13 protein-coding genes and 1 pseudogene are annotated in these 14,915 nt (G+C 59.4%); 11 read left to right on the top strand and 3 right to left on the bottom strand.

Features of this window, described 5'->3' with window-relative positions:
- The first annotated feature begins 22 nt into the window (after positions 1-22).
- The 5 genes from AB4Y34_RS10730 to AB4Y34_RS10710 all read left to right on the top strand — a co-directional run bounded on the left by AB4Y34_RS10730 (position 23) and on the right by AB4Y34_RS10710 (position 6,262).
- Positions 23-1,138, top strand: a complete 1,116-nt coding sequence (locus AB4Y34_RS10730) for a glycosyltransferase family 4 protein (protein ID WP_368715998.1) — start codon at positions 23-25, stop codon at positions 1,136-1,138.
- Positions 1,139-1,144: 6 nt separating this feature from the next.
- Positions 1,145-2,608: a hypothetical protein gene (locus AB4Y34_RS10725; RefSeq protein ID WP_368715997.1), complete on the top strand. Its 1,464-nt coding sequence runs from the start codon at positions 1,145-1,147 to the stop codon at positions 2,606-2,608.
- A 69-nt stretch (positions 2,609-2,677) separates the two neighbouring features.
- Positions 2,678-3,688 carry a glycosyltransferase family A protein gene (locus tag AB4Y34_RS10720; protein ID WP_176379631.1) on the top strand — a complete coding sequence of 337 codons (1,011 nt, stop codon included), beginning with the start codon at positions 2,678-2,680 and terminating at the stop codon, positions 3,686-3,688.
- A gap of 15 nt (positions 3,689-3,703) precedes the next feature.
- Positions 3,704-5,020 (top strand): lipopolysaccharide biosynthesis protein, encoded by a 1,317-nt coding sequence (locus tag AB4Y34_RS10715; RefSeq protein ID WP_176379630.1) that lies wholly within the window; start codon positions 3,704-3,706, stop codon positions 5,018-5,020.
- Between the two features lie 51 nt (positions 5,021-5,071).
- Complete coding sequence (locus AB4Y34_RS10710; RefSeq protein WP_176379629.1) at positions 5,072-6,262, top strand: glycosyltransferase family 4 protein; 1,191 nt, start codon at positions 5,072-5,074, stop codon at positions 6,260-6,262.
- Here AB4Y34_RS10710 and AB4Y34_RS10705 read toward each other — a convergent pair.
- Positions 6,238-7,545, bottom strand: coding sequence for an O-antigen ligase (locus AB4Y34_RS10705; protein ID WP_176107591.1), 1,308 nt, complete (start codon positions 7,543-7,545; stop codon positions 6,238-6,240). The two genes, AB4Y34_RS10710 and AB4Y34_RS10705, sit on opposite strands and share 25 nt — an antisense overlap.
- A 635-nt stretch (positions 7,546-8,180) precedes the next feature.
- Between AB4Y34_RS10705 and AB4Y34_RS10700 the strand changes: the two genes are divergently transcribed.
- From AB4Y34_RS10700 to AB4Y34_RS10685, 4 genes are read left to right on the top strand one after another with little or no spacing between them, the layout of a single operon-like run.
- Positions 8,181-9,701 (top strand): mannose-1-phosphate guanylyltransferase/mannose-6-phosphate isomerase, encoded by a 1,521-nt coding sequence (locus AB4Y34_RS10700; RefSeq protein WP_368715996.1) that lies wholly within the window; start codon positions 8,181-8,183, stop codon positions 9,699-9,701.
- A 41-nt stretch (positions 9,702-9,742) separates the two neighbouring features.
- Positions 9,743-11,125 (top strand): undecaprenyl-phosphate glucose phosphotransferase, encoded by a 1,383-nt coding sequence (locus AB4Y34_RS10695; protein ID WP_176379627.1) that lies wholly within the window; start codon positions 9,743-9,745, stop codon positions 11,123-11,125.
- A gap of 2 nt (positions 11,126-11,127) precedes the next feature.
- Positions 11,128-12,213, top strand: a complete 1,086-nt coding sequence (locus tag AB4Y34_RS10690) for a sugar-transfer associated ATP-grasp domain-containing protein (RefSeq protein ID WP_176379626.1) — start codon at positions 11,128-11,130, stop codon at positions 12,211-12,213.
- A 35-nt stretch (positions 12,214-12,248) separates the two neighbouring features.
- Positions 12,249-12,584, top strand: a complete 336-nt coding sequence (locus AB4Y34_RS10685) for a hypothetical protein (RefSeq protein ID WP_176379625.1) — start codon at positions 12,249-12,251, stop codon at positions 12,582-12,584.
- Positions 12,585-12,606: 22 nt separating this feature from the next.
- Here the strand turns inward: AB4Y34_RS10685 and AB4Y34_RS10680 are convergent, their stop codons facing one another.
- Both AB4Y34_RS10680 and AB4Y34_RS10675 read right to left on the bottom strand, forming a co-directional pair.
- The gene (locus AB4Y34_RS10680; protein ID WP_368715995.1) at positions 12,607-13,020 is read right to left on the bottom strand and encodes a hypothetical protein; all 414 of its coding nucleotides are present in this window, start codon (positions 13,018-13,020) and stop codon (positions 12,607-12,609) included.
- A 59-nt stretch (positions 13,021-13,079) separates the two neighbouring features.
- A pseudogene (locus AB4Y34_RS10675) lies at positions 13,080-13,181 on the bottom strand (RraA family protein); the annotation flags it as partial.
- Between the two features lie 659 nt (positions 13,182-13,840).
- Between AB4Y34_RS10675 and AB4Y34_RS10670 the strand changes: the two are divergent.
- Together AB4Y34_RS10670 and AB4Y34_RS10665 are read left to right on the top strand one after the other, a co-directional pair.
- Positions 13,841-14,404, top strand: coding sequence for a lysozyme (locus tag AB4Y34_RS10670; protein ID WP_176367539.1), 564 nt, complete (start codon positions 13,841-13,843; stop codon positions 14,402-14,404).
- Positions 14,388-14,840, top strand: a complete 453-nt coding sequence (locus AB4Y34_RS10665; RefSeq protein ID WP_368715994.1) for a hypothetical protein — start codon at positions 14,388-14,390, stop codon at positions 14,838-14,840. Before AB4Y34_RS10670 ends, AB4Y34_RS10665 begins: the two co-directional genes overlap by 17 nt.
- Positions 14,841-14,915: the final 75 nt, after the last annotated feature.

The following is a 14,915-nucleotide window of genomic DNA, read 5'->3' as shown; positions in this document are numbered from 1 at the left end:
ATGGCGTAAAACGGAGAACCAGATGGCCTTTGCAATCAACGGAAAGTTTACTTCGCAGTCCATCACGGGGGTTCAACGCGTGGCGTATGAGCTGACGAGGGCCATGCAGATGCGCGCCGCGCCCGGTGACGAACCGGAATTGTTCGTGCCACAAAACGCAGTCGAGCCCGGGGCGCTGCTCAGACCGCAGCGGCGCTTTCCGTGGCTGCGTGGCACGTTGTGGGAGCAGATCACGCTGCCGATCGCTGCTCGCGGGATCACGCTGCTCAGTCTGTGCAATACGAATCCGCTGTTCAAGCACAGTCAGGTCGTGATGGTTCACGACATGGCCGTCTTCGACGTGCCGCAAGGCTTTTCGAGGAAATTCCGGCTCTGGTATCGCATCGTCTTCACGCTATTGCCGCGCACGCATCCGATCGTTCTGACGGTGTCGACGTATTCGAAAATGCGGATCTGCCATCACCTGAAGATCGACGAATCGCGTGTGAAAGTGGTGGCGCCCGGCGCGGATCATCTCGACCGGATCGTGGCCGACCCGTCGGTGCTGAAACGGCTCGAATTGAACAAGGACGCGTATTGCGTGATCGTCGGCAGTCTCGACCCGCGCAAGAATCTGCGCGGCGTGCTGGACGCAATCGCGCGGCTCGGGCATCTGCGCGACGTGAAATTCGTCATCGTGGGAAAACAGTATCCGCGCATCTTCAGCAGTGCGGGCGTCGAGCATCCGCTGCAGTCGCGGCAGGTGGTGTGGGCCGGATTCGTGTCCGACGAGGAGCTGAAGGGGCTCTACGAGAACGCTGGATGCCTCGTGTTTCCGTCGTTGTACGAAGGCTTCGGCCTGCCGCCTCTGGAAGCGATGTATTGCGGCTGTCCGGTGATCGCGTCGGCGCGTACGTCGATACCGGAAGCGTGCGGGAATGCCGCGATGTACTGCGACGCGGCCTCCGCGGACGACATCGCCGCAAAGATCGAGCAGATGATGAGCGACGCCGATCTTCGCCAGCAATACCGCAGCGCTGGGCTGCTGCATGCGCGCGAGTTTCGCTGGGAGCGCGCGGCGCAACAGGTGCTCGAAATCCTCGATGTAAAGACCGGCGAGCGGCTGCCTGAACTGGCACCGCGCGCGTCAGCGAGCTAGCGATCGATGGGCACGAACATGGATCGCATGAAGACCCGTGCTGGCAGAAGACGTGCGTTGCGCACACTCGCCGCGTTGGCGGCGGGCGCGGCCGCGCCATTGTCGGATATCAGGCCCGCTCTCGCGTTGGTACAGGACCCTGCGCACGCGCGCGGCCGCATGATGAGCGATCTGATCGGCGTGAACGGCTGGGCCGGATCGGTTGCCGACATCGAGATGTGGCGAGCGATGGGCATCAGCTGGGGGCGCGACACGGTCGGCCCGGGCCAACCTGATCGGCGCGGCGAGCCGATGCGCATCGACAAGACCAGCTCGGCGTACGATGTCGACCTGCCGTCCAGACTGTTGCGAAATGAACGCAATGGAATCGGTTCGCTGCTGATGCTCGGCTTTACGCCGAGATGGAATGCGAGCGTGCCGGGCGAAAACAATTCGGCACCCGTCGACGTGGATGCATGGAAGCAGTACGTCGACGCGGTGGTCCGCAAGTATTCGGCGCCGCCTTATAACCTGCGCTATTTCCAGATCTGGAACGAGGCGGCTGGAAAATTGTCCGGCGGCTTGCAGCAGTCGGTGTTCTGGCGCGGCCCGGGGTTCAGCAAGGACGAAAAACGCTCGAAACCGTATGAACGCGCGATGCAGGATTACGTCGAGCGGGTTCATATTCCGGCCGCCCGCATCATTCGCAGTTATCGCGCGTACGTGGTGTATGGCGGCTGGCCCGACCAGGGCGGCCTCGATAACTTCTACCGCTGGCTCGAATATCGCAGTCCGGAATTGAAAGAGCGCATGCTCGATTGGGTCGACTACATAGACACGCACTATTTGCCGGTCGCCGACATGGAACCGCTGTACCAGAGGTACGTGAAGAACGGTCCCGCGCGCGGCATCTGGCAAACCGAGATCGGCAACGAGTACATCAAAGACCCGCACTATTTGCCGCGCTATTTCTTCGACTTCGCGGTGTGGGCGCTCGGCAGGAATTGGGACGATCCGAACAAGTACGTCTCGATGATCTATCACTGGGAGGGCTATGAACCCTATCGTCTCACGCACCCCGGTCCGCCTGAACGAACCTACAACGTTTCCGGTCGAAGCTTGGTCGTGTTGCGACAAACCGTGGGTGGGCATCTGGCGAGTTTTACGAAGCCGCTGCAATGCGGTCCGGGTGTTGCTGCAAATGCTTTGGTTTCCGGCAACGACCTGGTGATGCAGGTGAGCAGCAGCGCGGGCTGGCAGAACATTTCCATCGGCGGGCTGCAGGCGCTGCGCTCGCATGCGATAAAGGCCGATTTCATCGACGCGGTGAGTGGCGAGGCGAGCGTACCGGACAATGTTGCATTGAGTTGGGACAACGATTTGATGAACGTGCGATTCAAGGTACCCGACAAGGTGAATGGTGCTGGTAACAATCCGCCCAAACATCTGGCTTATCTGGTGGTTCGGAGTGCGGCGCAGGCAGTGGCATAGCGAGAATTCGCGAACTTTACGGCCGCCGGGAGCCGGCGGACCGAACCTGATGGATAGCGTTGACACATCATGAAACAGGTCACCATTGCGATTTGCAATTACAACTACGAGCACTATCTGGCGGCGGCGATCGACTCGGCGCTCGCGCAGGACTATCCGGCGACCACGGTCATGATCGTCGACGATGGATCGACCGACGGGTCACGCGCGATCATCGAAGGCTACGGAGACCGCGTCGTGTCGGTGTGCAAGAAAAATGGCGGACAGGTGTCCGCCTACAACTATGCAATCGCGTCGCTCACCACCGAGTTTGTGATCTTTCTCGATTCGGATGACGTGCTGTACCCATCCGCAGTCACCGAGGTCATGCGCTTTTTCGAGAGCGGCGAGTGGGCGAAGGTGCAATTCCGCCTCGACGTGATGGACAGCAATGGAGAATTGACGGGTGCCTACGTGCCGAATAGCGAGCCGCCCCCCGACTGCAGCGGTCTGCTGCGCGGCGGTTGGCTCTATCCGTCGCCGCCCGCGTCTGGCAACGCTTACCGGGTGAGTGCGCTCAAGCAGATCTTCCCCGTCCCCGAAGAGGGCGTGAATCGCTATGGCGCGGACTTTTACGCGATCTATGGCGTCGCGCTGACTGGACCGATCGCGACCTTGTCGAAGTCGCTAGGCGGCTACCGTGTGCATAACGCGGGCAGTGAAACGGTGTCGTTCGCAAACTCGGAACAACTGACGAAAGCGCCGCGGGCGTTCAACATGCGCTGGGCCATTCTGCGCAATATTGCAAAAGACCGCCTCGACATTGAATTGCCGGCCACATTTCTCGACTTTTCACACGAGAAAGCGACATTCTGCTCTTCCGTTTATCGCGCGACGTTTTTCAGGCGTTGGCACTGGATGCTCCGCGATTCGCGCAGCTATCTGCACACGATCATTGCAAACCCGTTTTGGAGCCTGAAGAAGAAGCTCGGCACCCTCGTACTGTCGAGCCTGTGTCTCGTGCCGTACTCGCCGCTGTCCGATTTCGCGGTGCGTTATATCGCGAACCCGCTTGCGCGCCGTCGCGTCGCAGGACGCTAGGCGAAGGAGGACGGCATGGATAGACGAACGAGCACCAACCTGATCGTATTTGTGTACGCCGGCTATTTCATGAGGTACGTGTACCTCATGATCGTGGTGCCGTTCTATGGCAGGGTGCTTGGCGTGGCCGAATACGGGCGGGTACTCGCGTCGATGTCGCTGATGAACGTGATATGGATGTTCGTCGGCTTCGGCTTCACCTTCGTCGGCATGCGCGAGGTGGCGAAAGCGCAGTCGACCCAGGAATGCAATGCGATCTATTCGCTGCATGTCAGCGCGCGGCTGGCACTCGCCGTGATTGGCGCGGGCATAGGCATCGTTGCGACGTTCTGCTCACCGTTGTTGGCGGAGCAGCCTCTGATCGGCATGCTCGCAACCCTGCTAGGCATCGTGTCGGCGTGCAATCTGGGCTGGCTATTTCAGGGGCGGCAGCAGATTCGCACGCCGATCATAATCGAAGTGTTCGGCTTTGCGCTGAGTCTCGTGTTGGTGCTGGCGCTCGTCAGAGGACCGAACGACGCCGTCTGGGTGTTGGCGAGCCTGCTGATTGCGGGCGCCGTGTCCTTGGCCATTGCCTACGGTTTGACGACGTGGCAGCTCGGTTGGCCACGTCTGGCGTTTTCCGGCGTCCTGCCGCTCATACGCAGGTCGACGATGCTGTTCTGCTATTCGTCCGGGTCCGTCGTGCTGACGGCGTCGTCGACGTATTTGCTGACCTTGTTCTCCACCCCCGCTGAGGTCGGCTATTTCGGCGCGGCCGAGCGTTTCGCGACGATCGGTCTGAGCCTGATGGCCCCCGCGGCGCAGGTCTTTATTCCGACGATAACCCGGCAACTCGCGCAGGGCGACAAGGCGGGCGCGCATGTAACGACACGGCGCGGCGCCCTATTGCTGCTCGGCTATGGCGTGCTAGTGCTGTGCGGCGCGTTGACGCTTTCGCCTTTCGTGTTGCCGCTGATTCTCGGCGCCGCGTTCGAGCCGAGTGTGCACGTATTGCAGGTATTTGCATGGATGTTCCCGTTCGCGGCCTTCAATGAGTTCGTCGCGTTCTATGTATTCGTACCGCGCAGGAAAGACCGGGTACTCGCAATTGCCGGCGTCGCCTCGGCGTTGGTCAATCTCGCGGCGGCGCTCATTCTCGCGCCGCGTTTCGGCGCGATTGGCATGGCCTCTGCTCGGGTGATCGGCGAAGCCGCGCAGTCGGTGACGCTGCTCAGCGTGCTGATTCGTCTCGAACTGATCGGGCTATTACCCGGCGCCGAGCGGGCGCTCGCGCGGGTGCGGGTGGTGTGTGGGCTTCGTACCCAGGCGGGCGGCGCAAAAGACGATTGAAGTGGCGCGTGGGTGTGCGGGAGTTTGGTTGGATTGTCACAGGAGGTCGAAGTGAAAGTCGCTATTGTTCACGATTGGCTGGTAGTGTCCGGCGGCGCCGAGAAAGTATTGAAGAACATCATCGAGTGCTTCCCGGATGCGGACGTCTTTTCGATTGTCGATTTTCTCGAAGACCGCGATTGCGTGAAGGGGAAGTCCGTCAATACGTCCTTCATCCAGAAGATGCCATTTGCGCGAAGACGATACCGCGCCTATTTGCCGTTGATGCCGATTGCTATCGAGCAGGTGGATCTGTCCGGCTACGATCTCGTCATTTCGAGCTCCCACGCGGTTGCCAAAGGCGTGTTGACCGGGCCGAACCAGGTGCACATCAGCTACATTCATTCGCCGATCCGCTATGCATGGGATCTGCAACATCAGTACCTGCGCGAATCCCATCTCGACAGGGGACTGCGCTCCGCGTTGGCGCGAGTGCTGCTTCATTACATTCGCGGCTGGGATTCGCGTTCTGCGAACGGCGTCGATCATCTGGTTGCTAATTCCCAGTTCATCGCACGGCGAATCAGAAAGGCCTATCAGCGTGAAGCGACCGTGATCTATCCGCCTGTCGATCTGGCGAATATGTCCATTGGTACGGAGAAAGAGGATTTCTACGTAACGGCGTCTCGGATGGTGCCTTATAAGCGTATTGATCTGATCGTTCAGGCTTTTTCGCAAACGCCCGAGCGCAAGCTGGTCGTGATCGGCGACGGTCCCGATATGAAGAAAATCAAAGCGGTGGCCGGCGACAACGTCAAGATCCTGGGGCATCAGCCGTCCGACGTGCTGGTCGATCATTTGCGGCGCGCGCGTGCATTCGTGTTCGCGGCGGAAGAGGATTTCGGCATTTCCGTGGTCGAAGCGCAGGCATGCGGTACACCGGTGATTGCCTTCGGCCGCGGCGGCGCGCTTGAATCGGTGGTGGGATTGCCGCTCGAGCGGCCCACCGGGGTCTTCTTCGGCGAGCAAAGCACCGCGTCCTTGCTCGAAGCCGTTACCCGTTTCGAGAGCAACGCCGCCTTATTCGATGCACGTGTGTGCCGCAAGAATGCCGAGCGTTTTTCGTCTGAGAACTTCAAGAAGGCGCTGATGGGCTTCGTCGATGCCCGGCTTCCCTATGCGTGCGTCGAGCAGTTCCTTCCCTATGCGCCGAGTCAGTCGCTGCCGGCCGAAGAACGTCATCTTGCCGACGTTGCGCCGTGAGTCGGGCGCCGGGGCACGGGCTGGGTAGCTCGCGCACCCACGACGCCCGCCTTGCGCGCACCGCGCGGGCCGGGCCTGAATGCAGTGGCCGCCAGCGGACGCGCGGCTAGCAGCAGCGAGATTACAAGAGAAAGAATCAATACATTCGACGGCGTGACCAGCCGATGTTCGGTTGCCGACATCACCAGCAGGCATACCGACGAAATCTCGACGAAGCGGAACGCCGCGAAGTGGCGGCCCCCCTCGACCAACGCGGCATACGCCGCCCCCTGCTTGCTCCATTCCACCAGTTTCCAGAAGAACGCGAGGATCAGCGTCAAGCCCACGACGCCGAGCTCGGCGAGGATATTCAGGTACGAGTTGTGAGCGTGCGAGTCGCTGTGCTCGATCACGATGTCGGACGGTACCGCGAACAGATGGAAGTACGAGGTGAGGCTGCCGATATGGTCGTCGAACGAGCCGAAGCCGAGACCGACGAGCGGGCTTTGCACGAAATACGCGAGCGCTCGTGGCCATAGCCACTCGTAGCGGATGTTGAGGTTGTTGACCTTTGCGTCGTTGGCGTGAATCGCGAACGTATAGCCCATGTAGTCGACGTTCGGCTGCGTATGGTAGATCGCGATGGCGGCCGAGGCGAGCAGCAGCACGGCGATCAGCGTACCGAGAATCCAGCGCTTGCGGCCAAAGTACAGGTAGGGGAGAACGGCCACCGCGCCGAGCAGCGAGCCGCGGCTGTAGGTCGAAAACAGCATCAGCGTAGTGCAGAACAGCAGCGCGATTATCAGCTTGCTGCGCTTTTGCAGGTAGCACGCCACACCCAGACAGAACAGCATCGCGAGGAAGCCGCCGGCCGCATTACGGGCAATGAAGTAGCTGCCGAAGGTGTCGTTAGGGTGAATGAAGATGCTGAACAGCCCGTTCGTGGCGATGTAGTACGCGTACATCGGCAGATTGATGACGACTGCGAAGATGAACAACGAACGCAGCACCTTGTTCATATCCCAGCGGTGCGCATACACGCAACCGGCAAAAATGGGCAGATAGGAGATGAAGAAATTGCCGTCGCGCCGATAGAACTCGAATTCGAGGAACGACTGCGGATCATAGAGCAACGTCGAGATGATCGCGAGCACCGTGAAAGCGGTAAGCGGCGTGATGAACGCGGGATAGGTGCGGCCGTAAAAGCGCCATGCCAGCAATAGCAGCGGGACGAAGCCGATCGCACTGAGGGGCACGAAGTTCGTGACCGTCATGAACAGTGCGAGTAGCGAAAGATAGGCCATTGCAGCTCCAGAAAAACGGATGGCGCGCCGGTTGGGGTTGTGCCCATGCGCTGGATGATGGCGAGATTGGGAACAGCGAAAGACTTACAGCGTGGCCGTGCGGGATCACACCGCTGTTTGTCTTTGACAGGAATGCCACGGGACGTTCATTAAACGGTAGCACGTGTCGCTGCTTATTTCCATCGTGCGCACTGCAATAGAAGTGCAAGCTCGTTCGCAAGCTTGCGAAATCCGGTCCGCGAGCGCCGCCAAAACTTCCGCGCTTCGCGCCAGATGACCTGTGTCGCAAGGCGCTCTCACTATGATGAATCCATCGGGGCACGACGTCGATCAGATCCGATGTACGTCGTTGCCACATTCGTTCTTTCGTTTTCAAATCGTTTTCCGGTCGTCGTTGTCGAGCAGACCACTGCGATTCGGCCAGTCAGTTTCTGTACTTCCAGCTCGCGCCGGATTTGCCGTCGGCGCGTGCCTCTATCACTGTGAACTGAACTACTGGTCTGGTCCGTTTGACGCGGACGCCCTGTCGATAAATCACATCAGACGGTATTTGCGTGGATCGCGGCACACCGCGTCGTTCGGTGTCGTCCAGGAAGACGCGTTCCCGAGCCGGTTTCAATGCGAAGGAGTTTGCGATGGGTAAGGTTACCGCGGCAGCCGCCGCAGTGGATGTCGAAACGATACGACAGGATGCCGCCGGGTCGGATTTCCCGACGCTCGTGCAGGTGATTCTCGCCGGTGGTTCCGGCACCCGGTTGTGGCCGGTGTCGCGCGAACAGTTTCCCAAGCAACTGATCGACGTGATTGGTAAGCAGACTTTGCTGCAAGCGACCATGGGGCGCATGGCGGGCTTCGATGCCGCATGGAACGTCGCGGCCGATCCGGTGATCGTCTGCGGCACCGAGCATTATTTCGCCACTTACGAACAGGCGCGCGAGATCGGCGTGAACGCGCGGATCGTGGTCGAGCCCGCGCGTCGCGATACGGCGCCGGCACTGACGCTTGCCGCGCTGACGGCATGCACGGAAGACGAAGACGCGATCCTCGTCGCGATGCCAGCCGACCATGCGATCGCGAATCTGGAAGCGCTGCATCACTCGCTCCACATCGCCGCAACGCATGCGCGCAACGGCGCGATCGTCACGCTAGGCGTGCCGCCCGAACGGGCCGATACGGGCTTCGGTTATATCCGGCTCGGCGATGCATTGCCCGACGGCGCGCGTCGCATCGAGCGCTTCGTGGAGAAGCCCGCGGCGGAACTCGCGGCCCAGTACGTCGCGTCGGGCAATTACTGGTGGAATAGCGGCATCTTCGTCGTGCGGGCGTCGGTGTGGCTTTCGGTCATCCAGCAGTTTCAGCCGGACATGCACACGGCCTGCATTCAGGCGTATCGCGACGCGAAGAAGACTGAAGAATGCATCATGCCGGACGCCGACGGGTTTCTCGGTTCGCCGTCCGACTCGATCGACTATGCGGTGATGGAACAGCTAGGCAAACCTGAGTCGGCGTTTTCGGGCGTGGTGGTGCCGCTCGAAGCGGGGTGGTCCGATCTCGGCTCGTGGGATGCCGTGTGGCAAGCGATGGAGAAGGACGAGTGCGGTAACGCGGCCAGCGGCCGCGTGCTGTTCGAAGGGGCCACCGCGACCTACGCACGCTCGCAAGGAGGCAGGCTTCTCGCTTGCGTCGGCACCGACAACATGATCGTGATCGAAACCGACGACGCGGTGCTCGTCGCGGATCGCTCGCATGTGCAGGACATCAAGGGACTCGTGTCGCGGATCAGGGCCGAGAAGTCACCGGAAGCCGATGCTCACAGAAAAGTCCGTCGCCCATGGGGTTTCTATGACTCGATCGATCATGGCGAGCGCTTTCAGGTGAAGCGCATCGTCGTGATGCCGGGCGGCCGTCTGTCGTTGCAGATGCATCATCATCGCGCCGAGCATTGGGTGGTGGTGTGCGGCACCGCGCTCGTCACGCGTGGAGAAGAGCAGTTTCTCCTCGGCGAAAACGAATCGACGTACATCCCGCTAGGTGTTCGCCATCGGCTCGAAAATCCGGGCCGCGTACCGCTGCAGATCATCGAAGTACAGTCCGGCACTTATCTCGGCGAAGACGACATCGTGCGTTTCGACGACAAGTACGGGCGTTGTGGCTGATGCGACGAAGTCGACCTGATACGTCCTATGAGGGGGCTGTGATGCGATTGCTGACTGGTCTGCTGGCTAGAGCGTTCGACGTCGCGATGATCGTGGCTGGGGCCTTCGCGGCCTCACAGGTGCGCTTCGACGGCGGCTCGCAACGGAGCTTCTATTTCGCGTTCGTCGCTTTTGCCGCGGCGTTTGCTCTCGCGGTCTTTCCGGCGCTCGGCGTATACCAGTCCTGGCGGGGCCGCTCGAAAAGAGTGCTGGCGAGCCAGGTGGCACTCGGCTGGCTCGTCGTGCAGGCGTGCGCGATGGCGCTGATGTTCTCGCTGCACCGGATCGACATCGTGTCGCGGCTCTGGTTCGTGTACTGGACCGGCATTTCGGGCGCCGCGATGATGTCCGGCCGGCTGGTCACGCATGCGCTGCTCGGCCGCATGCGCCATGCGGGGATGAACTTGCAGCAGGTCGCGGTGGCGGCGTGCGGCGATCATTGCGACGAGATCATTCGCAAGATCGAGACCTCGCCCGCTGCCGGCTTTCGCGCGAATGCGTTGTATAACCTGCACCCCGACTGTTGCGTGCCGCCGCACCCGTCAGTGCAGGTGTTCGAAGAACAGTCCGCGTTCGCTCGCTACGTGCGCGAGCAGCAGATCGGCGAAGTGTGGCTGGCACTGCCGCTCTCCGAGGAGCGCGCGATTCTCAAGCTGGTGGCGGAGTTTCGCAACGACCTGATCAATGTGCGCTTCATGCCCGACGTACGCTCGCTTGCGCTGTTCGAAGGCAGCATGACCGAGTTGCTCGGCTTGCCGACGATCAATCTCGCCGCGTCGCCGCTGCCGCCCAACGCGTTGGTGCAGAAAGACCTGTTCGACCGTCTGTTCGCGCTCGTCGCTTTGATCGCGATCTCGCCGATCCTGCTGGGCTGCGCGATAGCCGTCAAACTGAGTTCGCGCGGGCCGGTGTTCTTCAAGCAGCGCCGCAAAGGCGCCGACGGCCGAGTATTTACGATCTACAAGTTCCGCACGATGCGCTTGCACGAGCAGAAGCCGGGCATTCTCGAACAGGCGACGCGCGGCGATCCACGCATCACCAGCGTCGGTGCGTTCCTGCGCCGCACGAGTCTCGACGAACTGCCGCAGTTCTTCAACGTGCTGCGCGGCGATATGTCGGTGGTAGGGCCGCGTCCGCATGCGCTCGAACATGACGATCTCTATCAGAACATCGTGTCGGGCTATATTCAACGTTATCGGATCAAACCCGGCATTACCGGCTGGGCGCAGATCAACGGATATCGCGGCGAGACCGATCGCCTCGAAAAAATGGAAGGCCGTGTTGCACACGATCTGTACTACCTGCGCAACTGGTCATTCTGGCTCGACATGAAGATCATTCTGGCCACGATTTTCAAGGGGCTTCATCATCCAAACGCGTACTAAGCATGATGCTATCCGGAGTTGAAAACGTAGTGAGACGATCAGCAAAGCGGGTCTCGCTTTACCGCTTTCACCACGATCACGGCATGCAGGCGAGAAGGATATTGGAGCGACTGGAAAGCAGATATGGCAAGGCCGACCCGAACAACCTGCGGCTCGCGGACGCCTATGCGCGGGACGTGTTCGGCGACCCGGTCTACGCGCCCTGGCTGCGCGTTTATACCGCGTTTTGCGGCACATTCAAGGAAGGCTGGATTCCGGACAACTACTATGGGATCGTCGTCGTGCCGCATCTGAAAGGCTGGTACGGCAAGATTTCGAGCCTTAAGCCGATTTCACGGCTGATCTTCGACGGCGACGAATTGCCGGACCTGGCGTACTTTGCCAACGGGCTGTTCTTTACGGACAAAAGCGTGGTGGTACCCGAGCGCGACCTGAAGGACGTCGTGTTCGAGCATACCGAGCGCGTCGCCTTCAAGCTCGACGGTTCCGGACAGGGCAATGGTGTCTACTTCTTCGACCGTGCCAACTTCGACCCCGCGGTCATCAGGTCGCTCGGCAATGGCGTGATTCAGACTTTCATCGACCAGCACAGTTTGTTCACTGCGTTTGCTTCGAAACCGGTGGCGACGTTGCGCTTCACGACCGTGGTGGACGACACCGGCCGCATTTCCGTTCGAGCCTGCTACTTGCGCCTCGGCAGAGCCGAAGATACGCATGTGCTGGCGAATCGCGAAATATGCGTGTCGGTCAATCTCGAGACGGGCGAACTGTGCGACTTTGGGTATATGAGCGACTGGGGCGCGGTGGACGCGCATCCGGACTCGGGCGTGCACTTTGCGGGCGTGAAGATTCCGTGTTTCGACAAATGCATAGCGACCGTGCTGCGCCTGCACAGGAAGATTCCGTTTGCGCGCTGCATCGGCTGGGATCTAACGGTCGACGCGAACGACCAGGTCAAGTTGATGGAGTGGAACGGCAAGCACAACGACGTCAAATTCAGCGAGGCGACGCAAGGCCCGTGCTTCGCGGATCTGAACTGGGAACGGCTCAGGGCCGAACCTGACTTTGGACGGCTGCCACCGGTCTGACCGGGCAGGACAATAAACGCAGCGGGAGACGCGACGTGAGCGAACAGTTATGGTGCGTCCACATCGAAGGGCTGAACGACTTCATCGCCGTCGATTCGGAGGAATCGGCGCGGCACGAGGCGTCAGAGATCAATGCGTATATCGATCGCGCCGACAGAAGCTCGCGTGCCGCGCGTTTGCGCGCGGTGGTGGTCGAGTGGCCGTTCAGCGCCGACGGTCACGCCAGAGCGCTCGATACCGACTGGCACGATCTGCAGCGTATGCCGCATAGGCAGCAGGCTGCGGCGCACCCCGACGGCGTGCTGTCGAATCTCGCACGGCGCGTCAAGGAACTGCTGGGCGTCGCGCGCGCAGACAGGGACGATGCCTGAAGCGTGCCGATGGCAAACCGCGTTATGCGGGCAGCGGCACGTCCTCGATCAGATCCGCATTCACCGCGCGAATCCTGCGGTCGACAAAGTAACCGCCGCCTTCGACGTAGCGCAAGTACAGTCGCCCGCACGTCGAGCATTGCCATACGCCGCAGCGGTTGTACGGGAAATAGCGCGGCGCGATCGGCGCATCGGCCGACCAGTAGCTCGTTTTATTGGGCAGATTTTCGCTGAAGGTCGGCTCGGGATCGTCTTCCAGCGTCAGCGTGCCGATCTCCTCCAGCAAGGTTTCGTCGAGTGAAAGCGGTTGCGATTGCCAGCCGTCGAGGGGAGTGCGCGTGCATTCGCAAGGCGCGGCGGCGGGTTGTTTTTCCAGGCGCTGCTGCGCCGCGCGCGCGAGGTCGAGAAGGGTTGCAGTGTTCAGGTAGTGCGCCATGTAGCTAGTAGCAAGGGGTTCATGAGCCTTTCATCATCCGGTCGCGCTGCGTCGCGAATCGCACCGTCGATCACGAGCAGGTCGCCGGGGCGGCAGAATTCGAACGCGCGATGAATCGCGGGATTGTCGCCGGGGCGTGTATGGGTCGTCAATGTGGTGCCGGGGCCGTCAATTCCCGACGATCAAGGGGCGGCTCAATGCCGCCTTTTTCTAGTCACGCCGCCTAGGCAGGATATGCAATAAAAATAAGATACGCGACATCATTGTAAATAGTTGTCAAAAACGGCTTATCCCAATTTAAAACGGTTGACCGTGGTCCGTTTCAGGTGTCAATTCTCGGGGCATCACCCCGAAACCTGATGAGGACTTCAATGGAGCAACAGAGACAGCAAAACACTTGGAGCGTTGAGGAGGAAGTATGCGGGGTTTGCCGCATTACCTATTCGATATATTCCAATTTTCCCCCAATGCCATCCGCAATGGCCTTGAACGCCGAAACTGGGGAGTTCTTTCCATTCGATAAGCTCCGCTCGCTTCCAACCGGTTACGCCATGGCCGAGGCCCTGGGATATGCATGGACGTGCAATTGTCGCGAACGCAAGGCAGAGTCAGCGCTAACGTCGAACGATCGGACTCACGACGAGCAATACACACTCAAAGATGCTGGCGGCCGGATTATCCGCGACACGTATTACACGGTTCGTCTGCCGTCTGGTTCGCTCGTACACGGCGTTACAGATGGTTTGGGGCGCACTAAACGCTACAAAATGAACGGCACTCAATCCATATCTATTTATCTTGGTCACCGAGAGGACGCGTAATGCCCGACGCACTTGGAACAGCGATAACGAATACCAATCCGAATTCATGCGTGACTGTCCATTCGGGCAGACTCTGCAAGCCATGGAAGATATCGCAGCAAGGGATAACTTTCATTGCAGGCTGGGAAGCTTTCAAGCCACATATTTACGACAACGACGGTGCAGGTAAAGGAGGTAATGCAACTATTGGGTATGGACATCTGGTTCATATGGGGCCAATATCAGGAGCGGTGTCTGAAGCGCAATTTCGCAATGGCATAACAATTGCCGAGGCCCGAGAATTGTTGCTGCTTGACCTTGATTACCCAGAGCACATTCTAAATAGAAAGATTCGCGTTCCACTATATCAGTACGAGTACGATGCGCTCGTTTGCTTTGTATATAACCTTCCAAGTGGTAACGCTGGCTTGTTGAGTCTTGTTAACTCGGGTCACTATGACCGCGTGCCGGCCAAATTTTTGGAATATACGATGGCTGGCGGTGTGCGGCCGCGTGGACTGATCAAGCGTCGTCGCTCAGAAGGCAGTCTTTTCAAAGAAGGAAATTATGACCACAGCCATTAAAACCATCGGGGCGGTACTGATGATATCGGCGTCTATTTCAGCGTTGGCGGATACGGCATGTGAAGAGAAGGCAAAAACGCGAAACGATTTTCTTGCCTGCACCAACGCCGACACAGAAAAAATTCTCGCGAACGCAGAGAAGCTGTATCGAGGCATCAGGAAAGGTACGACTGGAAATAAACAGATTGCTCTCGACAAGAATTTTGGAATCTGGAATGAAAGAATGTCATCGGACTGCACATTGATTGCTTATTCGTTTAACGAGTGGAGTGATCGCTATGCTCCCGATACGGGTTTTCAGGTTGCGGAATGCCGCTTAAATATCGCTTCGCAGGAACTGGAGTTCTATAAGTGGCTGTCTTGTCCCGAAGATATGGAAACGTCAAAAATTCCAAAATGTGCTGCAGTCAATCGGTTACTTCGAAGAGGTCGGTAACAATGATTGCGAGAGTGACGCGATGAATTTGTGCCGACCGTGAACACCGACGATGAAATAGTTCTTCTCCTCCGA

The sequence above is a fragment of the Paraburkholderia sp. BR10954 genome, assembly GCF_040965775.1.
GTDB classification, from domain to species: Bacteria; Pseudomonadota; Gammaproteobacteria; order Burkholderiales; family Burkholderiaceae; genus Paraburkholderia; species Paraburkholderia youngii.
The sequence above is the reverse complement of the archived record's forward strand: the minus strand, read 5'-3'. Positions and strand labels throughout refer to the sequence as shown.